The 25,131-nt window shown below is 54.0% G+C and carries 22 protein-coding genes and 1 pseudogene; 13 read left to right on the top strand and 10 right to left on the bottom strand.

Features of this window, described 5'->3' with window-relative positions; genetic code table 11:
• Positions 1-40 precede the first annotated feature (40 nt).
• The 7 genes from H3L92_RS07990 to H3L92_RS07960 all read left to right on the top strand — a co-directional run bounded on the left by H3L92_RS07990 (position 41) and on the right by H3L92_RS07960 (position 6,195).
• Positions 41-439, top strand: a complete 399-nt coding sequence (locus tag H3L92_RS07990) for a hypothetical protein (RefSeq protein ID WP_085367007.1) — start codon at positions 41-43, stop codon at positions 437-439.
• Positions 440-477: 38 nt separating this feature from the next.
• Positions 478-1,773 carry a histidine--tRNA ligase gene (hisS, locus tag H3L92_RS07985; protein WP_085367008.1) on the top strand — a complete coding sequence of 432 codons (1,296 nt, stop codon included), beginning with the start codon at positions 478-480 and terminating at the stop codon, positions 1,771-1,773.
• Positions 1,774-2,403 carry a YfgM family protein gene (locus H3L92_RS07980; RefSeq protein ID WP_085367009.1) on the top strand — a complete coding sequence of 210 codons (630 nt, stop codon included), beginning with the start codon at positions 1,774-1,776 and terminating at the stop codon, positions 2,401-2,403. It begins immediately after the preceding gene.
• 160 nt (positions 2,404-2,563) lie between these two features.
• Entirely contained in the window at positions 2,564-4,021 is a 1,458-nt protein-coding gene (gene der / locus H3L92_RS07975; protein ID WP_085367010.1) for a ribosome biogenesis GTPase Der, read from the top strand.
• 453 nt (positions 4,022-4,474) lie between these two features.
• Positions 4,475-4,846, top strand: coding sequence for a SirB2 family protein (locus H3L92_RS07970; protein WP_085366226.1), 372 nt, complete (start codon positions 4,475-4,477; stop codon positions 4,844-4,846).
• A gap of 19 nt (positions 4,847-4,865) precedes the next feature.
• Positions 4,866-5,402, top strand: a complete 537-nt coding sequence (gene folK, locus H3L92_RS07965; protein WP_085366227.1) for a 2-amino-4-hydroxy-6-hydroxymethyldihydropteridine diphosphokinase — start codon at positions 4,866-4,868, stop codon at positions 5,400-5,402.
• Between the two features lie 145 nt (positions 5,403-5,547).
• Complete coding sequence (locus H3L92_RS07960; RefSeq protein ID WP_085366228.1) at positions 5,548-6,195, top strand: deoxynucleoside kinase; 648 nt, start codon at positions 5,548-5,550, stop codon at positions 6,193-6,195.
• A 264-nt stretch (positions 6,196-6,459) separates the two neighbouring features.
• Here H3L92_RS07960 and clpB read toward each other — a convergent pair whose 3' ends face one another.
• Entirely contained in the window at positions 6,460-9,030 is a 2,571-nt protein-coding gene (clpB, locus tag H3L92_RS07955) for an ATP-dependent chaperone ClpB (RefSeq protein WP_085366229.1), read from the bottom strand.
• A 299-nt stretch (positions 9,031-9,329) separates the two neighbouring features.
• Between clpB and trpS the strand changes: the two genes are divergently transcribed.
• Positions 9,330-10,340 (top strand): tryptophan--tRNA ligase, encoded by a 1,011-nt coding sequence (trpS, locus tag H3L92_RS07950; RefSeq protein WP_085366230.1) that lies wholly within the window; start codon positions 9,330-9,332, stop codon positions 10,338-10,340.
• A 265-nt stretch (positions 10,341-10,605) separates the two neighbouring features.
• Here the strand turns inward: trpS and H3L92_RS07945 are convergent, their stop codons facing one another.
• A complete protein-coding gene (locus H3L92_RS07945) occupies positions 10,606-11,697 on the bottom strand; it encodes a metallophosphoesterase (protein ID WP_085366231.1) in 1,092 nt (363 codons plus the stop codon).
• A gap of 176 nt (positions 11,698-11,873) precedes the next feature.
• Between H3L92_RS07945 and H3L92_RS07940 the strand changes: the two genes are divergently transcribed.
• Complete coding sequence (locus tag H3L92_RS07940) at positions 11,874-12,782, top strand: Dyp-type peroxidase (RefSeq protein ID WP_085366232.1); 909 nt, start codon at positions 11,874-11,876, stop codon at positions 12,780-12,782.
• A gap of 479 nt (positions 12,783-13,261) precedes the next feature.
• On the opposite strand, the gene H3L92_RS07935 is transcribed toward H3L92_RS07940, so the two are convergent.
• Genes H3L92_RS07935 through H3L92_RS07925 form a run of 3 tightly spaced genes read right to left on the bottom strand, consistent with a single transcriptional unit; the run spans position 13,262 to position 17,833 of the window.
• The gene (locus tag H3L92_RS07935; RefSeq protein ID WP_085366233.1) at positions 13,262-14,656 is read right to left on the bottom strand and encodes a TolC family protein; all 1,395 of its coding nucleotides are present in this window, start codon (positions 14,654-14,656) and stop codon (positions 13,262-13,264) included.
• A gap of 54 nt (positions 14,657-14,710) precedes the next feature.
• Entirely contained in the window at positions 14,711-16,648 is a 1,938-nt protein-coding gene (locus tag H3L92_RS07930; protein ID WP_085366234.1) for a MacB family efflux pump subunit, read from the bottom strand.
• A gap of 12 nt (positions 16,649-16,660) precedes the next feature.
• The gene (locus H3L92_RS07925) at positions 16,661-17,833 is read right to left on the bottom strand and encodes an efflux RND transporter periplasmic adaptor subunit (protein ID WP_085366235.1); all 1,173 of its coding nucleotides are present in this window, start codon (positions 17,831-17,833) and stop codon (positions 16,661-16,663) included.
• A 748-nt stretch (positions 17,834-18,581) separates the two neighbouring features.
• On the opposite strand from H3L92_RS07925, the gene H3L92_RS07920 reads away from it, so the two are divergent.
• A complete protein-coding gene (locus H3L92_RS07920; protein ID WP_085366236.1) occupies positions 18,582-19,046 on the top strand; it encodes a type IV pilin protein in 465 nt (154 codons plus the stop codon).
• 96 nt (positions 19,047-19,142) lie between these two features.
• Positions 19,143-19,607, top strand: a complete 465-nt coding sequence (locus H3L92_RS07915) for a type IV pilin protein (protein ID WP_085366237.1) — start codon at positions 19,143-19,145, stop codon at positions 19,605-19,607.
• A gap of 422 nt (positions 19,608-20,029) precedes the next feature.
• Here the strand turns inward: H3L92_RS07915 and H3L92_RS07910 are convergent, their stop codons facing one another.
• The 5 genes and pseudogenes from H3L92_RS07910 to fur all read right to left on the bottom strand — a co-directional run bounded on the left by H3L92_RS07910 (position 20,030) and on the right by fur (position 23,633).
• The gene (locus tag H3L92_RS07910; RefSeq protein ID WP_085366238.1) at positions 20,030-20,347 is read right to left on the bottom strand and encodes a DUF2322 family protein; all 318 of its coding nucleotides are present in this window, start codon (positions 20,345-20,347) and stop codon (positions 20,030-20,032) included.
• A gap of 44 nt (positions 20,348-20,391) precedes the next feature.
• On the bottom strand, positions 20,392-21,018 hold the full coding sequence (upp, locus tag H3L92_RS07905) for a uracil phosphoribosyltransferase (protein ID WP_085366239.1): 627 nt from the start codon (positions 21,016-21,018) through the stop codon (positions 20,392-20,394).
• Between the two features lie 156 nt (positions 21,019-21,174).
• Positions 21,175-21,996, bottom strand: a complete 822-nt coding sequence (dapD, locus tag H3L92_RS07900) for a 2,3,4,5-tetrahydropyridine-2,6-dicarboxylate N-succinyltransferase (RefSeq protein ID WP_085366240.1) — start codon at positions 21,994-21,996, stop codon at positions 21,175-21,177.
• 99 nt (positions 21,997-22,095) lie between these two features.
• Complete coding sequence (aat, locus tag H3L92_RS07895; protein WP_085366241.1) at positions 22,096-22,824, bottom strand: leucyl/phenylalanyl-tRNA--protein transferase; 729 nt, start codon at positions 22,822-22,824, stop codon at positions 22,096-22,098.
• Between the two features lie 307 nt (positions 22,825-23,131).
• A pseudogene (gene fur, locus H3L92_RS07890) lies at positions 23,132-23,633 on the bottom strand (ferric iron uptake transcriptional regulator).
• Positions 23,634-23,839: 206 nt separating this feature from the next.
• Between fur and H3L92_RS07885 the strand changes: the two are divergent.
• Positions 23,840-24,277, top strand: coding sequence for an outer membrane protein assembly factor BamE (locus tag H3L92_RS07885; protein WP_085366243.1), 438 nt, complete (start codon positions 23,840-23,842; stop codon positions 24,275-24,277).
• A 15-nt stretch (positions 24,278-24,292) separates the two neighbouring features.
• Positions 24,293-25,105, top strand: a complete 813-nt coding sequence (dapB, locus tag H3L92_RS07880; protein WP_085366244.1) for a 4-hydroxy-tetrahydrodipicolinate reductase — start codon at positions 24,293-24,295, stop codon at positions 25,103-25,105.
• Positions 25,106-25,131 lie beyond the last annotated feature (26 nt).

The following is a 25,131-nucleotide window of genomic DNA, read 5'->3' as shown; positions in this document are numbered from 1 at the left end:
TTTTCAGACGGCCTCAATATCCAAACCAGCGAGGTGGAAAATGGCACCCGATTTACGCGAATTGCTGTTACAGCTTTATCTGCTCAACAACCCGAAAGCGGAACACAAAGTGTTTATCTACACCTATCAGGGCGTGAGCGATATGGCCGTGAATCCGTTTCAGTTTGTGGGCGCGGATCTGCTCGACAACGTTAAAAAAAGCCTGATTTTGCAGAACCTGCCCTCGGGCGAGATGATACAGGCCTTTGTTTCACCGGCCGCTTCAGGTAAAAAGCAGGCTTGGGAAGTTGAAAACACCATGCTTTACGGCAACAAAAGCGGCGTGTTGGTTTCTGTCGACCTCGATAAAGAAAGCATCGGCCAATCCGAAAAATACAAACAGTTTGCCGGATTGACCACCAGTATGCTGCGTCAGTTTATCAACAGCGGCATCGAATAACAGGCCGTCTGAAAAAAGAATGTGAAAATCAGAAAACTATGGGACAAAAAATCCAAGCCGTTAAAGGCATGAACGATTTGCTGCCGGTGGAGCAGAAAGATTTCAAACTTACCGCCGCTTTCTGGCAGGCGTTTGAAGACACCGTTACCCGCTGGGCACGCAGCTACGGCTACAACCAAATCCGCACCCCCATTGTGGAGCAGACCGGCCTGTTCGTGCGCTCCATCGGCGAAGAAACCGATGTGGTCGGCAAAGAAATGTATACCTTTGCCGATTCCAACGATTCGCTCAGCCTGAGCCTGCGCCCCGAAGGCACGGCATCCTGCCTGCGCGCGGTGGTGGAGCATAACCTGCTGTATAACGGCCCGCAGAAATTATGGTACATGGGGCCGATGTTCCGCCGCGAACGCCCGCAGAAAGGGCGTTACCGCCAGTTCCACCAAGTGGGCGCGGAAGCCTTGGGCTTTGAAGGCCCCGATATCGACGCAGAAATCGTCGCCATGTCGGCCGACTTATGGAACGAATTGGGCATACGCGACCATCTGGTTTTAGAAATCAACAGCTTGGGCAACCGCGAAGAGCGTGCCGCCCACCGCGCCGCGCTGGTGGCTTATCTGGGCAGCCACCAAGACAAGCTCGACGAAGACAGCAAGCGCCGCCTGCACACCAACCCCCTGCGCGTGCTCGACAGCAAAAATCCCGATTTGCAGGAAATCTGCAACAAAGCCCCGCATTTAACCGAATATTTGGGCGAAGCCTCGCGCACGCACTATGCCGGCTTCAAAGCCATGCTCGACGGCTTGGGTATTGCCTATGTGGAAAACCCCCGCCTGGTGCGCGGTTTGGACTACTATAACCAAACCGTGTTCGAATGGACAACCGACAAACTCGGCGCGCAGGCCACCGTTTGCGGCGGCGGCCGCTACGACGGCCTGATTGAAGAGCTGGGCGGCAAACCCGCGCCGTCCATCGGCTTTGCCATGGGCGTGGAACGCCTGCTGCTGCTGGTGCGCGACTACGGCTCGCTGGCGTATCAGGCCGCGCCCGACGTTTACGCCATGCACCAAGGCGAAGGCGCCGCTTTGCAGGCGATGAAACACGCCCAAACCCTGCGTGCCGCCGGATTCGACGTGTTACAGCACGCCGGCAGCCAAAGCCTGAAAGCGCAGATGAAAAAAGCCGATGCCAGCGGCGCGCGTTTCGCCCTGATTGTGGCGCAGAACGAGCTTTCAGACGGCACCGTTACCCTTAAAGACTTGCAGGGCACCCACGGCCAAACCACCCTCGACGCCGCCCTGTTAACCTCCACCCTACAACAATGGAAGAATGCTTAAATGGCTGCACACATTCAAGAGCAGGAAGAACTCGAAAATTTCAAATATTTCTGGAAAAGCTGGGGCCGCTGGCTGTTTGCCGCGCTGGTAGCCGCCGCAATCGGCTATTTGGGCTATGTGCTTTATCAAAGCCATCAGGTTAAAAAAGACCAGGAAGCCGCCGGCGTGCTGACGCAGCTGGTTGAAAAAGCGCAAAGCAACGCCGATGCCAAAGCGGTAAACGCCGATTTGCAGAATCTCCAGCAGAATTACAGCGGCACGATTGCCGCCGCGCAGGCCACGTTTATGGTGGCGGGCACCGAGTTCGACAAAGGCAGCTACGATACCGCCGCCAACCATTTGAACTGGGTGCTGAAAAACCAGCCGGACCCGGTTGTGCAGGCGATGGCCGCCCAACGCTTGGCGGTTGTGCGTTTGCAGCAAAACAAATACGAAGAAGCGCTGGCCGCCTTAAACACCAAAGTCGCCCCCGCCTTCGAGCCGCTGCTGCTGGAAACCAAAGGCGACGTTTATCTGGCGCAAGGCAAAAACAAAGAAGCCTTGCAGGTTTACGAGCAGGTTCTGGCGCAGTTGCCCAAAGATGCCGCCAACAGAGAGTCGGTGCAGTTTAAAGCCGACCAATTGAAATAAAGGCCGTCTGAAAACAGCAAGCAGGCTTGCAGGAAGCTTTCTGCAAGCCTGCTTGTTTGACGGCGTATAATCTTAAATACCCAAATACCCGTGCTGCGGAAAACAGCACCTGCTTGCCGCCCGAAACCCTTTCAGACGGCCTGACACAGAAAGAAAGCCTATGAAACCCACCATCGCCCTAGTCGGCCGCCCCAACGTGGGCAAATCCACCCTGTTTAACCGCCTCACGCGCAGCAAAGACGCGCTGGTACACGACCTGCCCGGCCTCACGCGCGACCGCCACTACGGCCACGGCCGAGTGGGCAGCAAGCCCTATCTGGTTATCGACACCGGCGGTTTCGAGCCGGTGGTCGACAGCGGTATCCTGCACGAAATGGCCAAGCAAACCCTGCAAGCGGTGGACGAAGCCGACGCCGTTGTGTTTCTGGTTGACGGCCGCACCGGCCTCACGCCGCAAGACAAAATCATCGCCGACCGCCTGCGCCAAAGCCCGCGCCCCGTTTATCTGGCCGTGAACAAAGGCGAAGGCGCCAATCAGGCCGTGCTGGCCGCCGAGTTTTACGAGCTGGCGCTGGGCGAGCCGCACGTGATTTCCGGCGCGCACGGCGACGGCGTGTATTACCTGATAGAAGATATTTTAGAAAACTTTCCCGATGCCGAAGAAGAAACCGCCGCGCCCAAACACCCCGTGTTTGCCGTTATCGGCCGCCCCAACGTGGGCAAATCCACGCTGGTGAACGCCATTCTCGGCGAAGAACGCGTGATTGCCTTCGATATGGCCGGCACCACCCGCGACAGCATCCACATCGACTTCGAGCGCGACGGCAAACCGTTTACCATCATCGACACCGCCGGCGTGCGTCGTCGCGGCAAAGTGGAAGAAGCGGTGGAAAAGTTTTCGGTAATCAAAGCCATGCAGGCCACCGAAGCGGCCAACGTGGCGGTGCTGGTGTTGGACGCGCAGCAGGATATCGCCGACCAAGACGCCACCATCGCCGGTTTCGCACTCGAAGCGGGCAGGGCGCTGGTGGTGGCGGTGAACAAATGGGACGGCATCAGCGAAGAGCGGCGCGAACAGGTGAAACGCGACATCGCCCGCAAACTCTATTTTCTCGATTTCGCCAAGTTCCACTACATTTCCGCGCTGAAAGAGCGCGGCATAGACGGCTTGTTCGAGAGCATCCAATCGGCCTATAACGCCGCCATGATTAAAATGCCCACGCCGAAAATCACCCGCGTGCTGCAATCGGCGATCGAACGCCAAGCCCCGCCGCGCGCCGGTTTGGTGCGCCCGAAAATGCGCTATGCCCACCAGGGCGGCATGAATCCGCCCGTTATCGTGGTGCACGGCAATTCGCTGCAAGCGATTTCCGACAGTTACACCCGCTATCTCACCCAAACCTTCCGCAAAGCCTTCAATTTGCAGGGCACGCCGCTGCGTATCCAATACAACGTGTCGGAAAACCCCTACGAAGAAGCGCAAGACAAGCCCAAGAAAAAACCGCTGCGCCGCGTGGCATTGAGCAACCGCATCGAAAAACGCGAAGGGCGCAAAGAAGAAAAAAACCGCTTGAAAAAGAAAACCAAGGTGAGCGTGAAAAAGCTGCACAACAAATAAACGCAGGCTGAGACCTTGGCAAAATTCGCCGGTATTTTAAAACTTCTGCGTCAAGCCCGGGTATGACGCCGTTAAGGTATTGGTAAAGTCTCAGACTTTAGGCCGTCTGAAAACCGAAGCGCCGCAAAAACTGCACCTGTTTTCAGACGGCCTGAGACCTTTGCAAAATAACCAATTCAAACCTGAAAACGTTCGTATCCCGTCATTCCCGCGCAGGCGGGAATCCAGTCTTAAAACCATCAAGTATTTTATTTCAATAACTTATGAAAAAAATGACTGGATTCCCGCCTGCGCGGGAATGACGATAATCGGATGTTTCAGACGGCCTAAAAGAATTTTGCAAAGGTCTCGGCTTCGGTTTTAATCACCACCACCACGCTGCCGAAGATGTAAAACCCATACCGGTTTCGGGTTACAATACAGGCCGTCTGAAAAACAAACACTGAAGCCGCCATGCAATATCTGATTGTGAAACACAGCCACATGCTGTTTGTGGCCATTACCGTGCTGCTGTTCAACCTGCGCTTCTGGCTGCGCGCCGCCAAACCCGAAAAGCCGCTGTCGAAAATTCTGAAAATCATCCCCCATTTCAACGATACGCTGCTGCTGTTTACCGGATTGTGGCTGATGAAAATCACCCGTTTCACCCCGTTTGGCAATGCAGACTGGCTGGGCGTGAAACTGTTGCTGCTGCTGGCCTATATCGGTTTCGGCATGATGACCGTGCGCGCCGCGCCGAGAACCGGCAGGGCATGGGCGGGCTATGCCCTGTCGATGCTGTGCGTGGCGGCGATGGTTTATCTGGCGCGTTACAAACCGTTTTAACAAGGCCGTCTGAAAAATTATGCCTGCATCTTTTGCCGACACCGCCGTGATCGCCCTGGGCAGCAACCTGCAAAACCCCGCGCGGCAGATAAAAACCGCCTTACAAATCATTGAAGAACACCCGCAGATTGAACTGCGGCGCGTATCTTCACTCTATACCACTGCGCCCGTGGGCTACACCGACCAGCCCGATTTCGTTAACGCCGTCTGCATTGTGTCCACCAACTTGGGCGGCGCCGGTTTGCTGGCCGTGCTCAACGGCATCGAACAAGACTTCGGGCGCGAGCGCAGTTTCCGCAACGCCCCGCGTACGCTCGATTTGGATATTATCGACTACAACGGCGAATCCAGCAGCGACCCGCACCTCACCCTGCCGCACCCGCGCGCCCACGAGCGCAGTTTCGTGATGCGCCCGCTGGCCGAAATCGCCCCCGATTTCCGCATAGGCAGCCACGACCGCGCGGCAGATTTGGCGGAACAATTGGGCAGCGGCGGCATCGCCGTAACCGAAGCTGCGCCCGTGTTTTCAGACGGCCCCGACAATCAGGCCGTCTGAACCGTTATCGTGAATTCAATTACTTCGGTGCAAGGCAGCAAGCCGCAGGCCACAGATAGTGCGGCAAGGCACAGCAACGCCGTAACGGAGTAAGTGGATCCACGATAGCAGCCAACAATCAAACCCCAAAGAAAGACCACCCATCATGCACCACCGTTATATCGTAGTAGAAGGATCCATCGGCAGCGGCAAATCCGAGCTGAGCCGCCGTTTGGCAGAATATTTCGATGCCCTGCACTTAACCGAAAGCCCCGAGCGCAATCCCTTTTTGGAGCAGTTTTACCTCAATGCCGCCAACCACGGCCTGGCCACCGAGCTGTATTTTCTGATGCGCCGCGCCGAAGCGGTGGAGCTGATTAACACCGAAGAAGAAAAAAACGAGCGCATCATCGCCGACTTCCTGCTCGAAAAAGACCAGATTTTCGTGCCCGTGGTGCTCAAAGGCAGCGACCCGGCCAACGAACAAACCCTGTTTTGGCAGATGAAGCGCAAAATCATGCCCGAATACCCCGTGCCCGATTTGGTGATTTATTTGCAAACGTCTGACGAAAACGCCCAAAAACGCCTGCAAAAGCGGCACGGCAACATGATGAACGTTTTCCCGCCCGGCTATTTGGGGCAGATCCAAGACGAATACCGCCGCTTTTTCCACCTTTACCAAAACTCGCCGCTGTTGATCGCCAATGCCGACGAGTTGGACTTCATCAACAACGACGACCACTTCGAAATGCTGCTGCGCGCCATGAGCGATATGCAGGGCAGCCGCCATTATCTGAACTTGAGCGAAGTGTAGATTGCCGGCTTGGGTGGGGCAAAATGACAGGCCGTCTGAAAATATTTCAGACGGCCTGATACCTTTGTAAAATGCTTTTCGATACCTTGCAACGCTTACGTCATGCTCGGGCTTGATCCGAGCATCTTTTTGTTTTGGAAGAAAAAGAGATACCCGGGCCAAGCCCGGGTATGACGAAAGGGTTTGGAAAACTGGTATGATTTGCAAAAGTTAGGCCGTCTGAAAAATATTTTCAGACGGCCTGTTCACAACACCATCAAACGCTTAGGCAAACACCAGCTTATTGCCGTCGGCTTTCACATGAATCTCGCTGTCGGGCCGGTAAGCGCCTTCCAACAGTTTGACCGACAGCGGGTTTTCGATTTCGGCCTGAATCGCGCGTTTGAGCGGGCGGGCGCCGTAAACGGGGTCGAAACCGGCTTGGGCGATCACATCCAGCGCGGCGTCGTCGACGCTGAGGCGCAGGTTCATGGCTTCGAGGCGTTTTCTCAAGCCTTCGAGTTGGATTTTGGCGATGTTGCGGATATTCGCCTGATCCAAGCCGTGGAACACCACCACTTCGTCGATGCGGTTGATCATTTCGGGGCGGAAATGGTCTTTCACGTCTTCCATCACCACTTCTTTAATCGCATCATAATCCGTTGTGCCCATTTGCTGGATGTGCTGGCTGCCGATGTTGGAAGTCATCACAATCACGGTGTTTTTGAAATCCACCGTACGGCCCTGACCGTCGGTGAGGCGGCCGTCGTCGAGCACTTGCAGCAGAATGTTGAACACGTCGGGGTGGGCTTTTTCCACTTCGTCGAGCAGAATCACGCTGTAAGGTTTGCGGCGCACCTGTTCGGTGAGGTAGCCGCCTTCTTCGTAGCCGACGTAGCCCGGGGGCGCGCCGATTAAGCGGGCGACGGCGTGTTTTTCCATGTATTCCGACATATCGATGCGGATTAAATGGTCTTCGCTGTCAAACAGGAAATTGGCCAGCGCTTTGCACAATTCGGTTTTGCCCACGCCGGTGGGGCCTAAAAACAGGAAGCTGCCGTAAGGTTTGTTGGGGTCGGCCAAACCGCTGCGGCTGCGGCGGATGGCGTTGGATACGGCGCGCACGGCCTGGTCTTGGCCGACCACGCGTTTGTGCAGCACTTCTTCCATTTTCAACAGTTTGTCGCGCTCGCCTTCCATCATTTTGCTCACGGGAATGCCGGTCATGCGCGAAACGATTTCGGCCACTTCGTCGGCACCCACTTTGGTGCGGAAGAGTTTGTTGGCCTGCTTCGCTTCGGGGTTGCTCTCGATGGCCTGCAACTGCTGGCCGAGCTTGGGCAACTCGCCGTATTCCAGTTCGGATGCGCGGGCGAAATCGCCTTGGCGTTTGGCCTGCTCGATTTTCACCTTGATTTCGTCGATTTGTTTTTTGATGTCGGCGGTGCCGGCGGAAGAGGCTTTTTCGGCTTTCCAGATTTCGTCCAAATCGGCGTATTCTTTTTGCAGGCCGCCGATTTCTTCGTCGATCAGCTCCAAACGTTTTTTGCTGGCATCGTCGCTTTCTTTCTCAACGTGCATCCGCTCCATTTTTAATTGGATGATGCGGCGGTCGAGTTTGTCCATCTGCTCGGGCTTGGAATCCAGCTCCATTTTGATGCGGCTGGCGGCTTCGTCGATTAGATCAATCGCTTTGTCGGGCAGGAAGCGGTCGGTGATGTAGCGGTTGCTCAATTCCGCCGCGGCAACAATCGCCGGGTCGGTGATGTCGATGCCGTGGTGGATTTCGTAACGCTCCTGCAAACCGCGCAGAATGGCGATGGTGTCTTCCACACTCGGTTCGCCCACCAACACTTTCTGAAAGCGGCGCTCCAGCGCGGCGTCTTTTTCGATGTATTGGCGGTATTCGTCGAGCGTGGTGGCGCCGATGCAGTGCAATTCGCCGCGCGCCAGCGCCGGTTTGAGCATATTGCCCGCGTCCATTGCGCCGTCGGCTTTGCCCGCGCCCACTAAAGTGTGGATTTCATCGATGAAAATCAGCGTGTTGCCGTCGTCTTTCGCCAAATCGTTCAACACGGCTTTTAAACGCTCTTCAAACTCGCCGCGGTATTTGGCGCCGGCAATCAGCGCGGCCAAATCGAGCACCAGCAGGCGTTTGTTGCGCAGGCTCTCGGGCACTTCGCCGTCGACGATGCGTTGCGCCAAGCCTTCTACGATGGCGGTTTTGCCCACGCCGGGTTCGCCGATGAGCACGGGGTTGTTTTTGGTGCGGCGCTGCAACACTTGGATGGCGCGGCGGATTTCGTCGTCGCGGCCGATAACGGGGTCGAGCTTGCCTTCGCGGGCGCGCTGGGTTAAATCGAGGGTGTATTTTTTCAGGGCTTCGCGTTGGTCTTCGGCGTTGGGGTTGTCCACGGCCGCACCGCCGCGCACCGCATCAATGGCGGCGTTGATGTTTTGTTCGGTGGCACCGGCGTTTCTCAGGATTTTGCCGGTGGTGTCGTTCTGCTGCACCAGCGCCAGCGGGAACAGTTCGCTGGCAATATAGGCATCGCCGCGTTTGGCGGCGGCTTTGTCCATCAGGTTCAGCACGGCCTGCAATTCGCGGCTGGGCAGGATTTCGCCGCCCTGGCCGGACACTTTCGGCAGGCTGTTTAAGGTTTGCTGCAACTGCTGTTTCACTTGGGCCACGTTTACGCCGGCATGGGCGAGTAGGGCGGTGATGCCGCTGTCGTCGTCGAGCAGGGCTTTGAGCACATGGCCGGCTTCGAGATAGCCGTTGTCGGCGGCAAGCGCCAGGCTTTGGCCGTCGGCAAGGGCTTGTTGGAATTTTGCGGTTAGTTTGTCGAATCTCATCTGTTTGCTTTCTTTGATTATCAATCGGAAATATGTTTGGAATAGCAGCTATATGGGTCTGCCTGTGGGTAAGTCAAGTTTTGTTTCGGCCGGTTTTTTATTATTTTTTGATAACTCATTGAATTGTTTGTTTAATAATTTTATTTTGGTTGTGGATAAATCGGCGGGGCGTTTTTACCGCAGGCCGTCTGAAAAGGTGGGGCTTTGATGTATAATCCCGCTTTTATTCCAAACCGGCTTTCAGACGGCCTCAATAATCAACAAGGCCGTCTGAAAAGCTTTTTGCCAAGAGACAAAATATGAGCAAAAAACGTGTTTTAACCGGCGTAACCACCACCGGCATTCCGCATTTGGGCAATTATGTCGGCGCCATCCGCCCCGCCATCCGCGCCGCGCAAAACGAACAAACCGAATCGTTTTTATTTTTGGCCGACTATCACGGCATCATCAAATGCCACGATCCGGCGATGATCCACGAATCCACCCAAGCCGTTGCCGCCACCTGGCTGGCTTGCGGCTTAAACCCCGAGCGCACCACGTTTTACCGCCAGAGCGATATTCCCGAAATCATGGAATTAAACTGGATACTCACCTGCATCACCGCCAAAGGGCTGATGAACCGCGCCCATGCCTATAAAGCCGCGGTGCAGGAAAATCTGGACAAAGGGCAGGAAGACCAAGACCACCAAATCGAGATGGGCTTATACAGCTACCCGATTCTGATGAGCGCCGACATTCTGATGTTTAAGGCAAACGAAGTGCCGGTGGGGCGCGACCAGATCCAGCACGTTGAGATGGCGCGCGACATTGCCGGCCGCTTCAACCACCGCTTTAAAGAGGTGTTTACCCTGCCGGAAGTGAAAATCGACGAAAATGTCGAGCTGTTGGTGGGTTTGGACGGCCGCAAAATGAGCAAAAGCTACGGCAACACCATTCCGCTGTGGGAGAGCGACAAGAAAACCCAAAAATCGGTGAACAAAATCATCACCAACCTCAAAGAGCCGGGCGAGCCGAAACAGCCCGACGAAAGCCCGCTGTTTGAAATCTACAAAGCCTTCGCCACGCCGCAGGAAACCGCTGATTTTACGCAAATGCTGGCCGAAGGGCTGGCTTGGGGCGAAGCGAAAAAACTGCTGGCGGCGAAAATCAACGCCGAATTGGCCGAACCGCGCGAACGCTATGCCGCACTCACCGCCAACCCCGCGCAAATCGAAGAGATTTTGCAGGCAGGTGCGGCCAAAGCCCGAAAAGAAGCCCGCGTGTTGCTCGACCAAGTACGCGATGCGGTGGGTATACGCGCGCTGGGATAGGCGTTGGTTGGGTGGGTTGCCCGCTGCTTATAAATACATCAGGCCGTCTGAAAATGGTTTCAGACGGCCTGATGCTTTGCAAAATGGCTTGTAACCATTTAAAACTACCTAACTGCCTAACTGCCGTCATACTCGGGCTTGACCCGAGTATCTTTTTGTTTCAAAAGAAATAATAGATACTCGGGTCAAGCCCGAGTATGACGCGATATGATGACGCAGGCATTTGATTCGGCCTGCACGGATTTTGCAAACCCTTCGGTTTCCATCAAGGCTGCCCCTTCACGTCGATAATCCACACTTCCGATTGCGAACCCAAGCGCAGCGGCACGCCCCAGAAGCCGTAGCCGGAAGTAACGAAGAAATGGCCGTTGCCGATTTGTTCGTAGCCGTAGGAAATGCGGTTGAGCAAGCGCACAATCAGGTTGGCGGGGGCAACCTGGCCGTTGTGCACATGGCCCGACACCTGCACGTCGACCGGCAGTTTGGCGTGGGTTTCAATATCGGTGGGGCGGTGGTCGAGCAGCAAAACGGGCAGGGCGGTGTTTTGGTTTTTCAGCAGTTCGGCGGTGGCGGGGCGTTTTTTGTCCAAATCGTCGTTGCGGCCCACCACCAACAGGCGGTTGCCGATAACCACACTTTCATTGGCGAGCACGCGTATGCCTGCTTTGGTTACTTCTTCGTAGATTTCGCGTTCGTGGCCGAACAGGTCGTGGTTGCCCAATGTGGCATACACGCCCAGCGGCGCGCGCAGTTTTTCAAGGCTGGGGCGCATGTTTTCGGCGCGGTAGGCGATAACGTTGTCATCCATCAAATCGCCGGGCAGCAGGATGATGTCGACTTTTTCGCGGTTCATGATGGCGGCCAGCTCGTCCAGCCGTTTGGCGCCGAACAGAATGCCTAAGTGCATATCGCTGGCCATGCCGATGCGCAGCGGCTGTTCGAGTTTTTTGTTGATGTTGATTTCGGCATGGCGGATAACCGGCGTGTAGGCGTTATACAGCGCCACGCCGAACAGGCCGGCAACGAACAGCGGTGCAAACAGCCGCAGGCTGCGCGACATCGGCTTTTGCGGCATAAAGCGGCGCAGCACGAGATAGAGCAGAAACGTGGCCATCGCGGCATACATCACAAACAGCAAAACCACCATCCACAGCGCCGTCCAGCGGAAAACGGCATGACCAAGCTGCAACAACAGGCCGGCAATCAGCGAATTGGTTACCAGAAACGCAGCGCCCATCAGCCAGCGCCTGCCGCGCGCGCCGATAACGGGGGCGAACAGCCATTGCAGCGACCGCCCCAGGCCGAACGTGAAAAGCTGCATAACCAGCAGCACGGCAACAAAAATCACACTGCGCATGAATCACCCCGTATCAATAATGGCGGCGGATTTTAACACGGCGTTCGAGCAGGAAAACGCACGCGAAAGTAAAGAAAAGCAACCGCCGCATTTGTTATAATTCATCATCAGATTTCAGACGGCCTCTATCATGATGAGGCCGTCTGAAAAAAAACATTATGCAAGGAACACTCACCATGAACCAGCCGCAAAGCGCCATCATTCCCGAAAACAGCAAAGCCGCCGTTTTTATCGAAGCCGACATCGTGCCGGGCAGCCTCGGCCGTATCAAAACCGCCTGTGCGCAAAGCCTTGAAGCCTTGGCCGGGTTGCAAGCGCAATATCCCGATGCCGTGTTGGGTTTGACGATTGCTTTCGGCAGCGAAGCATGGGCGGCGTTCGGCCATGCGGGAGAAGGCAGCGAAATCAAACCCTTCCGCGCGCTCGGCAACGGCCTGGCGCCCGCCACCCAACACGACATTATGTTCCATATCCAATCGCTGCGCCCCGATGTCAATTTCACGCTGGCGATGGCGCTTTTGGAAATTTTCGGCGGCAGCATCAAAGTGGCCGACGAAACCCACGGTTTCCGCTGGATTGAAAACCGCGGCCTCGAAGGCTTTGTGGACGGCACCGAAAACCCGCACGAAACCGACGACATCCGCCGCATCGGCACCATCGCCGCAGACAAGCCCGACGCGGGCGGCAGTTATGTGCTGCTGCAAAAATACCGCCACGATTTGAAAAAATGGAACCAAGTGCCGCTGGCCGACCAAGAAGCCGCCGTCGGCCGCACCAAACAGAGCGACGAAGAATTCAGCAAAGACGTGCGCTTGCCCGATTCGCACCTCGGGCGCGTCAACCTGAAAGAAAACGGCACCGGCCTGAAAATCGTGCGCCGCAGCTTGCCTTACGGCACCGCGTCGGGTGAACACGGCCTGATGTTTATCGCCTACTGCGGCACGCTGCACAACATCGAAGCCCAGCTTTTGAGTATGTTCGGCGAAACCGACGGCAAAACCGACCTGCTGCTCAAACACGTTACCGCCGCCGTGTCGGGCGCGTATTATTACGCCCCTCCGGTGGAAAGGTTGGCGCAGTTGTAACGGGGGCGGTTTGATGTTTCAGACGGCCTGAAACCTTTGCAAAATTCTTTTAGGCATCTTAAAACCTCTGCGTCATGCTCGGGCTTGACCCGGGCATCTTTTTGTTTCAAAAGAAATAACAGATACCCGGGTCAAGCCCGGGTATGACGGGATACAAGCATTTTTAGGATTGAACCGGCTTTTTGCAAAGATCACGGCCTGAGACTTTTGCAAAATTCAAATTGCTATCTAAAAAATCTGAACTCCGTCATTCCCGCGTAGGCGGGAATCCAGACGCTTGGCATCTAAGTATTTGTTTAATCAATGCTTCAATATTTCCATCTGGATTCCCGCCTACGCGGGAATGACGGTATTTAAGCATTTCAGACGGCCTTAAGGTATTTTTGCAAAGATCACGGCCTGAAATCGGTTTGGCAAATGTTGAGGCCGTCTGAAAACCGTTTCAGACGGCCTCAACAAACTTTGCAAAGGTTTCCGGTTTATCTCACCCCTTTGGGCGTGTAGCGTCCGGCCATGGTTTTATACACCATGTTTTCATATTTCAGCACTTCATAGCGCTGGTTGATCAGGTCTTGGGCAGACGAGTATTCGGCGTTGAGTGCACCGAGCCAGTCTTTCAGCTCGTTTTTACCGTATTGGTAGCGCATTTGGTAATAACGGCTGTTTTTTTGATCGAGTGCGTATTTTTTGCGGGTATTGTTCAGGTTTTCTTCGGCACGGGCGTATTTCTGGTAATTGCCGAACACTTCATTTAAAGCGGAAACCAAAGTTTGCTCGAAATTCAAACCGGCATTTTCAAAATCGGCTTGGGCGTTTTTATTCTGCCATTTTAAAGTTTTCCAATTTAGGAAGGGCAGGTTGATTTGTACGGAACCGCCCAAAAAAGGCACATCAAATGCAGTTTTTGCCTTATCCGACGAACTGCTGAGCGTTGCACCCAGAGTAATACTCGGATACCAGCTGCGCTTTTGGACATCCAAGCTTTTCAGTGAGGATTGCAGGCGGTATTCGGCGGCGCGCAGGTCGGGGCGGTTGGCTAAAGTGGCTACGGGCACGTTCAGGTCAACGCCTTTTGCATCGGGCAGGCGGAAGCCGGACGGCTCGGAGGCCATGTTTTGGCCGGGTTTGAGGTTCAGCAGGTTGCGCAGGGTTTCTTCCAGCGTTTCGCGGTTGCTTTTGAGCTGAACCAGGCTGTTTTGGGCCGACAGCAGCGATTGCTGCGCCTGGCGCGGCTCGGAAGAATCGGCTTTGCCGTATTTGTATTTGGCAGAGGCGATGCGGTTGATGCTTTGGTATTGCTTCACCGATTTCTCGGTGAGGGCGATGGCTTCGTTCAGATAGGCGATGTTGAAATAGGCGTCGGCCACGTTGTTGGCGAGCGTGAGGCGCGCGGCGGCCAAGTCTTGCTGGGTGGCTTTGTATTCCCACACTTGTGCATCGGCTTGGGCGTTGAGTTTCTGCCATAAATCGATTTCGTAGCTCAGGCCGAGCTGGCTGCTGAATGATTGGCTTCCCGTGCCGCTTTTCAGGTTGGTAGAGTCGGAAGCACCCAGCGAGCCGTTAAACCCGGGCACCAGTTCGGCACCGAGAATATTGGCCTGATAAAGCGCTTTATTGACGCTGACGGCGGCTTTTTTCAAATCAACATTATTTGCAAATGCTTGGTTAATCAGGCTGTTAAGCTGGCTGCTGTTATAAATGCTCCACCATTCGCCGTTTACGTCGTAGCGTCGGGCGGTTTCTTCGGCTGAAATCACGCTGCCGGTGGCTTTGAGAGTGAGGCCGGGATCGGCGGTGTGGTTGACGGCGCAGCCGCCGAGTGCAAGTGCTATGCTGATGCTTAAGGCCGTCTGAAAAAATGTTTTGCGTGTCATTTTCGGGTTCCTTTTTCAGACGGCCTGATGCGGGATAAGGCCGTCTGAAACAGATTAATCATGTGCCAGTGCGTCGATGGGGTTCAGCTGCGAAGCGCGTTTGGCGGGCATAAAGCCGAACACCACGCCGATAACGGTGGAGCAGGTTACGGCGGCTGCGATGGAGAATGTGGAAAAAGACATGGCGAAGTCTTTAACGAAATGGTTGAACAAAGTGCTGATGCCGAACGAAACCAGCACGCCGGCCAAGCCGCCGATCAGGCAAATTAACACGGCTTCGATTAAAAACTGCTGCAAAATATTGCTCTGCCGCGCGCCGATGGCCATGCGCACGCCGATTTCTTTGGTGCGCTCGGTTACGGAAACCAACATGATGTTCATCACGCCGATGCCGCCCACAAGCAGCGAAATAAAGGCGATAGATGAAATCAGCAGCGTCATGGTGCCGGTGGCGCTTTCGATGGTTTGCTTGATGCTGTCGCTGTTTTGCATGAAAAAGTCTTTTACGCCGTGGCGTGAGAGCAGGAGTTCGTTCAAGCCTTTTTCGGCTGCCTGCGAATTCACATCGTCTTTGATTTTCACGGTAATAGAGTTGATGTGGCGCTGGCCGCTGATCTGGTTGATCACGGTGGTGTAGGGCGCCCAGGCTTGCAGATTCTCGCTGCCGCCAAAACTATTGGTTTCTTTTTCGGTTACGCCGATAACTCTCAGCGGGCGTTTTTTAAACTGAATGGTTTTGCCGATGGGGTCGGTACCGTCTGAAAACAGTTTGTCTTTGGTGTTTTGATCGATAACCACCACTTGGGCGTTGTTTTTCACATCGTCGGCGTCATACAGGCGGCCTTCTTTGATTTTGATGCCGTGCACATCGAAATATTGCTCGCCGGCACCGTAAAGCTGGACGCTGGCGTCGATATTACGGTAGGTAACGGTGGCGTTGGAAGAAACCATGGGGGTAACGCTGTCCACATAACTCTGCTTGGCAATCGCTTCGGCATCGCCGATGGTCAGCGTGCGCACCCTGCCCGAGCGGCGGTCGCCGAAGCCGCGGCCGGGGTAAACGCTGATGGTGTTGGTGCCGATGGAGCTGATGTCCGCCAGGATTTTTTCCTGCGAGCCGCGCCCCAAAGCCACCACCGACACCACCGAGGCGATGCCGATGATAATGCCGAGCATGGTGAGCAGCGAGCGCATTTTGTGCGCCATAATGGACTGCACCGACATGCGGAACGACTCCATAAACTGATTTTTGAAAAACAGCCACGAGGTGTTTTCTTTGATGCTCTCCACGCTGGCGGGCGGGATTTCGGTGGTTTTCCTGGTGTCGGCGATGATTTCACCGTCGCGGATTTCTATCACACGGTTGGCGTTGGCGGCGATGCCCGGGTCGTGCGTTACCAAAATAATGGTGTGCCCCTGTTTGTGTAGGCCGCGGATGATTTCCATCACGTTTTCGCCCGATTGGGTGTCTAATGCGCCGGTGGGTTCGTCGGCCAAAATAATCTCGCCGCCGTTCATCAGCGCACGGGCGATACTCACGCGCTGCTGCTGGCCGCCTGAAAGTTCGTTCGGCCTGTTGGTTTCTTTGCCTTCCAAGCCTAAATCGTTAAGTAACTGGCCGGCACGCCGGTTACGGTCGGACTGGTTAAGGCCGGCGTAAACCGAAGGCAGGGCCACATTGTCGCGGGCGCTGAACGCATTAATCAGATTATAACGCTGGAAAATAAAGCCGAAGCGTTTGCGGCGCAGGCCGGCCAGCTCATCGGCACTCATCTGAGAGGTTTCCACGCCGTCGATGGCATAAGAGCCGGAAGTGGCGGTGTCCAGGCAGCCGATGATGTTCATCAGGGTAGATTTTCCCGAGCCGGATTGGCCGATAATCGCCACGAAATCGCCTTTTTCTATGCTCAGACTGATGTTTTTCAGCACATGCACGCGGTTATTGCCGCTGCCGAAGTAACGGTTGATGTTTTTGCATTCAATCAAACTCATGATGCGGCTCCGTTACATTGGGCCCATCGGGCCGCCGCGAAGCTCTTTCTCTGCATCGGCGGCAGAAGCCTCGGAAATAATGACTCTTTCACCTTCTTTCAAACTTGAAAGTACTTGGGTGTTGGTGCCGTCGCTCAACCCGGTTTTTACTTCGCGCTCTGTCACATTGTTTTCAGCGTCCAGCAAACGGACTACTTTTTTGCCGTTTTTATTTTTTATTGCCAGATTCGGCACGCTTAGCACATTATCTGCCTTGTTGATAACGATAGTATTTTCAGTGGTCATACCGATATGCAGTGCCCCGTCTTCGTTTGGCACCAGTGCCCGGGCGTAATAGTAAACCGCAGTATCTGTTGTGTCGGTAGTGGTTGTGTAGGAACCTTTCGACATCGTGGTCAGGCCGGGGTCGACCGTATCAATAACGGCACGGCGCGCATCATCTGGTTGTGAAAGAATCGTAAACGTCAGCTCTTGGCCTGCTTTGACCTTGCCCGCATCGCCTTCCGCAATCTGCATTTTGTTGAGCATTTTACTCAAATCAGCCAACTGGATTACAGTAGGAATGCTCTGCACGGTTGTTACAGTCTGCCCTTCTTCAACGGGAATAGACACCACAGTGCCGTCCATCGTCGCTACAATGCGCGTATAGGCCAAATCGGCTTCGGCCGTATTGATGGAAATCTGTGTCTGCTTGATTGATGATTTGAGTTCGGCCACTGCCGCTTTGGCCGAGGCTAAAGCATCTTGTGCGTCTTCCAACTCTTGCCTGGAGGTTGCGTCTTCCGCCCACAAAGCTTTTTCCCGCTTATATTTCTTTTCTGCTGTACGCTGTTTGATTTCGGCGGAAACCAGCTGGGCTTTATAAGTTTCCAGCCTGGCCTTGTTGGTATTTAAGGTGTTTATTTGAGAGGTCGAGTCGATTTCGGCAATCAAATCGCCTTTTTTGACCTGTTGTCCGATTTTCACATAAAGCTTCTTGATCTGTCCTGTTGCTTGCGAACCTACCGTTACCAGTTGTGCAGCTGAAATTTCACCTGTGGCGCTGACTGTTTGTACAATATTCATCCGTTTTACGGGCTGGGTAAGGTAGTTTACCTTGTCTTTCGGTTTGAAATACGTCCAAGCTGCAAAACCCAATGCAACCGCAACGGCTGCCATACCGATCCATTTAATCGCTTTTGCCATAATGCCTCAATGTTTAAAATTATCAGTTACAGATATTTTTCGGAAAATAATCTGACAAACCGGCGTGAGTTTACTGCAAAAACCACACGCCTCCAAGCATAAAGCATAAAAAATAAATTATAACTTATTGTTATTTAAATTATTTTTAAAGTCATTTTTACATAGCTCGGGCGGAAATTTTACAAAATTCCCCGCTTGCTACGCTTATCCATACACATAATACACAACAGTTTCACATGTAAATTATTCCGTTTAGTATATTTACGATACCAAATATCGCTTTTACATACTAAGAAAGCAAAATCAATTTATACTTTGCAAGCTGAAGCGGCTAATTTAGAATATTTACACTATAATATCTCCGGTATAACCTTTCGGCTTGAAGCGTGGTGTTAACTTCGGCTTTCGGGCAGCTGTCTGGAACCCAATCACAATTTGAGGAAGTGTTTGCCGATTTAGATGGCTGGTGTTTGAAGCAGGTGCCAAGCCGTCTGTTAGGGCAAATGATGCTACGCCGTCAGTTTTCCCTAATGCAGTTGACGCAGCAGAGTGAAAAAAATTACAACAGTTTTAGAAAAAATCTGCTGCCTATTGCTGCCTGAATCAGCAATTGTGAAAAAATCATTGCAACAGAAGCAGTTAGTTTTAAATTTCTGAATCGTCATTCGGTTTGAAGCGGCATACGGTTTAAGCCGTATGGCTTGGAGCCGGCTAACAAACAGACTCACTTAACCAATACAGAACAAACATGAAAACGCAACAACAAGGCTTTACCCTCATCGAGCTGATGATTGTGGTGCTGACGCTGGCCATTTTGGCCACCATCGCCTATCCGTCTTACGAAACCTATGTCCGCCAAACGCGCTTGGAAAACGTGCGCGCCGATTTAATGATCAATGCGCAGATGATGGAGCGTTATTATGCGCAGAACAAGCGTTTCCCAAACCGTCCTGCCGATACAGCTGACGATGCAGAACGGAAAAAACTTACAGCTGCGTTCAAAAAAAATTCATATTTTGGCATTGCCTATCAACAGCCGGACGGTAATAGTGCGGCAAATCCCATAGAAGATAATTATGTTATCGTTGCGAGCGCAAACAAAACAACCAATCCCGGAGAGGATCGCTATATGAAGATAGACGGGAACGGGGTGGTTACGTTATGCAAGCCTAAAGGTGCAAGTGCAACCGATGAATGCTATATGTATAAATAATCACACACTTAACTAAAAACATTCGCTTTTTTCTTTACAGCCGAATCGGGCGTGCGCATACTTTTCCTATAAATCAAAAATATAAAGGGGAAAATCATGCAAAATGCCTGCCGACAAGGCTTCACATTACTTGAACTGCTTGCTGCCATAGCCATATCGGCTGTTTTGGCCGTGATTGCGGTTCCCGCTTATCAAAAATATGTCCTCGACACCCGTTTGAACCATGCCCGAACGGTGCTGCTGCAAAACGCCCATTTTATGGAACGTTTTTACCAGCAGCACCGCTCGTTCAAACAGACTTCCACCACTTGGCCTGCGCTGCCGCATACGGCAACCGGTCATTTCTGTATCCGCCCTCAAGGGAACGCCCGCGGTGCGCATGACGGCAAATTTACCCTGAAAGCCGTTGCATTCGATAAAAACAGCGAAGCGCGCATTATTAAGATCAACGAATCGTTAACTGCCGTGGTGTGCGAGAGCAGTGCCAGCACTTGTGCGGACAGTGGAAGCTTTTTTGCCGGTGGGAGCACGGTGGATAAAAAGTGTAGGGTATTCCAATAAATGAAACAGGCCGTCTGAAACTTTCAGACGGCCTTAAAGGTATTTTTACAAAGGTCGGGGACCTTTGTATAGTGAATTCAAATAAAAACTCCGAAATGAAATAACTGCATTCAAACTTGCAATTGGGCGATATGCTAAAGAATCGTTTTACCCTACTTCGGCATTCTTATTTTAATCCACTATAAAACTCAAAAAAGTTTATTTGCCGTTATTCCCGCCTGCGCGGGGATGGCGCAGCGGACTTGCAAAGCTAACGACGAAATCAAACATTTCAGACGGCCTGAAGGCAGTTTGCAAAGGTCTCGGTCTCTCTGTTTCTTAAAAAATTTCTGAAACCCAAAAAAGATACTCGGGCTTGGCCCGAGTATGGCGTGTGTTCTTTTTATTTAAACCGGTTGGCTATATTGGCATTAAGGCGGGTATTACGCCTCGACAGGTTGCAGGCGCAGGGACAAGTTTTCGGTTTTAACGCGCAGCAGCAGGTCGATATTGGGATGTTTGCCGGGATTGGCTTCGGCATCGGCAACGTGCTCGGCAAACAGGGCGAGGCCGCGTTCGGCGGTTTCGGGGTTGAGTATGCCGCCGGATTCCTGCGACAACGCGTGATAGAGTTTGAGCGAGCCGAGTTTGCCGGGAGCTGCCGGGATATGGTGCAGGATTTCGCCGTTTTCGCTGCATACGTTCAAGCCGCTCAAGTGGTCGATGGCGGGCAGGGTGGCGAGGTTTTCTTGGAAATTCATAGTTGTGTCCGTGTGTCGGGTAAAGTAAAGGCCGTCTGAAAGGTTTAGCGCGTGCCGAAAATCTTATCGCCCGCATCACCCAAGCCGGGGATGATGTAGCCGTGTTCGTTGAGGTGGCTGTCGAGGGCGGCGGTGTAGATGGTAACGTCGGGATGGGCGTCGTTCACGGCTTTCACGCCTTCGGGGGCGGCAACTAAAACCAGTGCTTTGATGTTGCGGCAGCCTTTCTGTTTCAAGAGGTCGATGGTGGCGACCATCGAGCCGCCGGTGGCGAGCATGGGGTCGATAATCAGGGCGGGGCGCGAATCCATACTGTCGACGAATTTTTCGAAATACGATACGGGCTTGAGGGTTTCTTCGTCGCGTTGCAGGCCGACCACGCTGATTTTGGCGGTGGGGATTAAGTCTAAAACACCGTCGAGCATACCCAAACCGGCGCGCAGAATCGGCACCACGGTTAGGGTTTTGCCTTTGATGCGCTCGCCTTCGATTTCGCCGCACCAGCCGTCGATAATGTAGTTTTCGGTGTCGAAATCGCGGGTGGCTTCATAGGCCATCAGCCGCGCCAGCTCGGTGGTGAGCGTGCGGAATTTGAACGTGCTGCATTCTGCCTCGCGCATCAGGGTGAGCTTATGTTTGACCAGCGGGTGATTGATAATGGTGATGTTCATAAAGGGGCTTTCTTAGTGGTGTTTTTGCAGTCGGCGGTTATTATAAGGCTATTCGGGAAAGGCTTGAAAGGGCGTCGGTGAGAAAAAAGGCCGTCTGAAAAACCGGTTGTGTGTGGTTTTTCAGACGGCCTTTTTGCAAGATTGGCAAGGTGTGGGTTATACGCCGCGCAAGAGTTCGTTCACGCTGGTTTTGGCGCGGGTTTGCGCGTCCACTTTTTTCACGATAACGGCGCAGTAGAGGCTGTATTTGCCGTCGGCGGAGGGCAGGTTGCCGGACACCACCACCGAGCCGGCGGGCACGCGGCCGTAGTGGATTTCGCCGGTTTCGCGGTCGTAGATTTTGGTGGATTGGCCGATATACACGCCCATCGAAATCACGCTGCCTTCTTCCACAATCACGCCTTCCACGATTTCGCTGCGTGCGCCGATAAAGCAGTTGTCTTCGATGATGGTGGGCGAAGCCTGCAAGGGTTCGAGCACGCCGCCGATGCCCACGCCGCCGGATAAATGCACGTTTTTGCCGATTTGGGCGCATGAGCCGACGGTGGCCCAGGTGTCAACCATCGCGCCTTCGTCAACATATGCGCCGATGTTTACATAAGAAGGCATCAACACCACGTTTTTGGCGACAAAACTGCCGCGGCGGGCCACGGCGCCGGGCACGGCGCGGAAACCGGCGGCTTTGAATTCTTCTTCGCTCCAGTCGGCGAATTTGGTCGGCACTTTATCGAAATATTTGTTTACGCCGTCGTTTTGCACTTCGTTGTCGGCGATGCGGAAAGAAAGCAGCACGGCTTTTTTCGCCCATTCGTTCACTTTCCATTGGCCAACGCCCAAGCGTTCGGCCACGCGCAGCGCGCCGCTGTCGAGCTGGTGCAGGGTTTCTTCAACGGCCTGCTTCACTTCGGGGGTAACGCTGGCGGGGGTGATGTCGGCACGGTTTTCAAACGCGGTTTCGATGATGTTTTGTAATGACATTTTGTTTTCCTGGTTGGGGGTGGAAGGCTTTTCAGACGGCCTCGATAAATTGAAGGAACGTATTTTAACCTAAAAACGGTTGCGTGTTTTCAGACGGCCTCAGCTTATGCGGTTGGCAGCCAATACGCCGCTGCCTATGGGGTGCGCAAGCGGCTGCGCGGTCAGCCGCCGCAGGGCGGCTTGGAAGTCTGCAAAATCCATCTGCTCGGAGCCGAAACGCGCCAAGTGGGGGGTGTTTTGCTGGCAGTCGATTAATTCGATGCCGCATTCGGCCAGATAGGGCACGGCGAGGGCGAAGGCGGTTTTGGAAGCGTCGGCCTGTGCGGCAAACATCGATTCACCGAAAAACACCCGCCCGATTTGCACGCCGTAAAACCCGCCGGCAAGTTTCAGACGGCCTGCTTGGTCGGGATACCAGCATTCAAAAGAGTGTGCATGCCCCATTTCGTGCAGTTTGGTGTAGGCGCGCTGCATATCGCCGGTAATCCAAGTGCCGTCCTGCCCTGCACGCGGCACGGCGGCACAGGCGGCGATAACGGCGGAAAAACTGTGGTTGGCGGTAACGGCGTAGGGTTTGTTGCGCAGGTTTTTGTGCAGTGAGCGGCCGATATGGATTTTTTCGGGGAATAGCACGGTGCGCGGTGCGAGGGCAAACCAGCAGATAGGCTGGTTTTCGCTATACCACGGAAAAATCCCCTGCGGATATGCGGCCAGCAGGCGCTCGGGGCTTAAATCGCCGCCAACGGCCACCAGGCCGTCGCGCTCGGCAACGGCTTGTGCAGGGTCGGGAAAACGGCAGCCGTACGGCGGTAAAATAGGAATATCCATTTCAGACAACTGTTCCGGCGGTTCGGGCGAGATATATAGTCAATCAACTTAAAGAAAAAATATACGTTATGCTCGGGCTTGCCCCGGGTATCTTGAGTTTCGGCAATATGAGATACCCGGAGCAAGCCTGAGCATGACGGAGCTGTTATTGTTATGAAGTAAGCGGTTTAATCATAATCGGGCAAAAAACAAGGCGGCATATTCAACGGCATCAAAAAAGCGGATTTGCCGCATATTGGGCCTAAAATGTTTCAGACGGCCTGAATATCGTCATCAGGCCGTCTGAAAACCATAGCAGGCAAACAAATCAGCGTTTGCCTTTCTGCTGGCATTCGCTGCACACGCCATACATATATAATGCGTGGTCCACCACTTTATAGCCGTTCTCTTCGGCGATTTTGTCTTGCAGGCGTTCGATTTCTTCGTTGTGGAATTCGGTTACTTTGCCGCATTTTACGCACACGATATGGTCATGGTGGTCGCCCTGGTTCAGCTCGTAAACCGCTTTGCCGGTTTCAAAATGGTGGCGCAGCAGAATGCCCGCCTGCTCAAACTGGGTTAATACGCGGTAAATGGTGGCGACACCGATTTCGATGCCCTCGTCGAGCAGAATGCGGTAAACGTCTTCGGCGCTCAGGTGTTCTTCGGCGTGTGTTTCGAATAAGTCCAGAATTTTCAGGCGCGGGCCGGTTACTTTCAGGCCGTTGTCTTTTAACTGGGCGATATTGCTGAAATTATTTTCCATAATGCTCTCATACCCTTGTGGTGTAATTGCCGTTATAATACGCATTTTTAGCGGCTTTGCCCACTATAGCGGAAAAACTTTATTTCTGCCGTGGCGCTGCTGCGCCTTGCCGTACTGCCTGTGCTGTCTGCGGCTTGCTGCCTTGCGGCAAAAAATAAGTTTTCCGCTATATTTTGATAATAAAGGTTTTTAATGGCCTGAACCTTTCAGGCATATTGATAACTAACCATATCCGGGCCGGAAACGGCTGTTTGATGAAAGGTAAACCCAGTGAATAAAACCTTGTGTCTGGCCATTGCCGCCCTGTTGGGGCTGGCCGCCTGCTCTTCCGAGCGTGTATCGCATTTTCCCTCTTACAAATTGAAAGTGGTGCAGGGCAACGAATTGGATGCCCGCGCCGTGGTGTCGCTGCAACCGGGCATGAGCCGCGAGCAGGTTCAACTGCTGTTGGGCACACCGCTGCTGCGCGATCCCTTTCATGCCGACCGCTGGGACTACACCTTCAACATCGCCCGTAACGGCGTGATTTCCGATCAGCGCACGCTGACCCTCTATTTCAATAACGACCAACTGGTGCGCGCCGAAGGCAATGCCATCGAACACGCCGTGCAGCAGCTTCGGGCCGAGCAGGCCGCCGCCCCGCGCCCCGTTCAGCAGCCGCAGCAACCCCAGCAGCCGCAGCCCGTGTTCCGGCCCGATTCGCAATAACCCCAGGATAAAAACATGACCGCATTAAGAATCGCCATCGCCGGCGCCGACGGGCGCATGGGGCGCGTATTGGTGGAAGCCGTCAGCCGCCACCCCGATGCCGTATTGAGCGGCGCACTCGAACACACCGGTTCAAACGCATTGGGTTTGGATGCCGGTTATGCCATCGGCCTCAAAACTGGCGTGGCCATCAGCAGCGATACCGATGCTGTGCTGGCCGCCAGCGACGTATTGATCGACTTCACCCGCCCCGAGCCTACGCTGGCCTATTTGGCACAATGCGCCGAGGCCGGTGTGAAAATGGTGATCGGCACCACGGGCTTCGACGAAGCAGGCAAGGCCGCCATTCAAGCGGCCGCCGAAAAAACCGCCGTCGTGTTCGCCGCCAATTACAGCGTGGGCGTCAACCTCACTTTCCATATTCTCGACACCGTCGCCCGCGTGCTCAACGAAGGCTACGACATCGAAATCATCGAAGCGCACCACCGTCATAAAGTCGACGCCCCCAGCGGCACGGCCCTGCGTATGGGTGAAGTGATTGCCGGCGCGCTCGGCCGTGATTTGAAACAATGCGCCGTTTACGGCCGCGAAGGGCACACCGGCGAGCGCGACCCGCAGACCATCGGTTTTGCCACCGTGCGCGGCGGCGACATCGTCGGCGACCACACAGCTTTGTTCGCCGCCGACGGCGAGCGCGTGGAAATCACCCACAAGGCTTCTAGCCGCATGACTTTCGCCGCCGGCGCCGTGCGCGCTGCCGTGTGGCTGCGCAACCGCCAAAACGGCCTGTTTGATATGCAGGATGTTTTGGGTTTGAAAAATCAGTAGGTTACTGTTTTTTTAATTGGATATAT

It is taken from the genome of Neisseria dentiae (assembly GCF_014055005.1).
Lineage (GTDB): Bacteria > Pseudomonadota > Gammaproteobacteria > Burkholderiales > Neisseriaceae > Neisseria > Neisseria dentiae.
The sequence above is the reverse complement of the archived record's forward strand: the minus strand, read 5'-3'. Positions and strand labels throughout refer to the sequence as shown.

Coding starts and splice junctions, on each gene's coding strand:
- H3L92_RS07930 (WP_085366234.1), bottom strand. CDS start 16,648: ATGAGTTTGATTGAATGCAAAAACATCAACCGTTACTTCGGCAGCGGC.
- trpS (WP_085366230.1), top strand. CDS start 9,330: ATGAGCAAAAAACGTGTTTTAACCGGCGTAACCACCACCGGCATTCCG.
- aat (WP_085366241.1), bottom strand. CDS start 22,824: ATGGATATTCCTATTTTACCGCCGTACGGCTGCCGTTTTCCCGACCCT.
- H3L92_RS07970 (WP_085366226.1), top strand. CDS start 4,475: ATGCAATATCTGATTGTGAAACACAGCCACATGCTGTTTGTGGCCATT.
- clpB (WP_085366229.1), bottom strand. CDS start 9,030: ATGAGATTCGACAAACTAACCGCAAAATTCCAACAAGCCCTTGCCGAC.
- der (WP_085367010.1), top strand. CDS start 2,564: ATGAAACCCACCATCGCCCTAGTCGGCCGCCCCAACGTGGGCAAATCC.
- H3L92_RS07925 (WP_085366235.1), bottom strand. CDS start 17,833: ATGGCAAAAGCGATTAAATGGATCGGTATGGCAGCCGTTGCGGTTGCA.
- H3L92_RS07940 (WP_085366232.1), top strand. CDS start 11,874: ATGAACCAGCCGCAAAGCGCCATCATTCCCGAAAACAGCAAAGCCGCC.
- H3L92_RS07960 (WP_085366228.1), top strand. CDS start 5,548: ATGCACCACCGTTATATCGTAGTAGAAGGATCCATCGGCAGCGGCAAA.
- H3L92_RS07920 (WP_085366236.1), top strand. CDS start 18,582: ATGAAAACGCAACAACAAGGCTTTACCCTCATCGAGCTGATGATTGTG.
- H3L92_RS07980 (WP_085367009.1), top strand. CDS start 1,774: ATGGCTGCACACATTCAAGAGCAGGAAGAACTCGAAAATTTCAAATAT.
- dapB (WP_085366244.1), top strand. CDS start 24,293: ATGACCGCATTAAGAATCGCCATCGCCGGCGCCGACGGGCGCATGGGG.
- hisS (WP_085367008.1), top strand. CDS start 478: ATGGGACAAAAAATCCAAGCCGTTAAAGGCATGAACGATTTGCTGCCG.
- H3L92_RS07990 (WP_085367007.1), top strand. CDS start 41: ATGGCACCCGATTTACGCGAATTGCTGTTACAGCTTTATCTGCTCAAC.
- H3L92_RS07935 (WP_085366233.1), bottom strand. CDS start 14,656: ATGACACGCAAAACATTTTTTCAGACGGCCTTAAGCATCAGCATAGCA.
- upp (WP_085366239.1), bottom strand. CDS start 21,018: ATGAACATCACCATTATCAATCACCCGCTGGTCAAACATAAGCTCACC.
- folK (WP_085366227.1), top strand. CDS start 4,866: ATGCCTGCATCTTTTGCCGACACCGCCGTGATCGCCCTGGGCAGCAAC.
- dapD (WP_085366240.1), bottom strand. CDS start 21,996: ATGTCATTACAAAACATCATCGAAACCGCGTTTGAAAACCGTGCCGAC.
- H3L92_RS07910 (WP_085366238.1), bottom strand. CDS start 20,347: ATGAATTTCCAAGAAAACCTCGCCACCCTGCCCGCCATCGACCACTTG.
- H3L92_RS07915 (WP_085366237.1), top strand. CDS start 19,143: ATGCAAAATGCCTGCCGACAAGGCTTCACATTACTTGAACTGCTTGCT.
- H3L92_RS07945 (WP_085366231.1), bottom strand. CDS start 11,697: ATGCGCAGTGTGATTTTTGTTGCCGTGCTGCTGGTTATGCAGCTTTTC.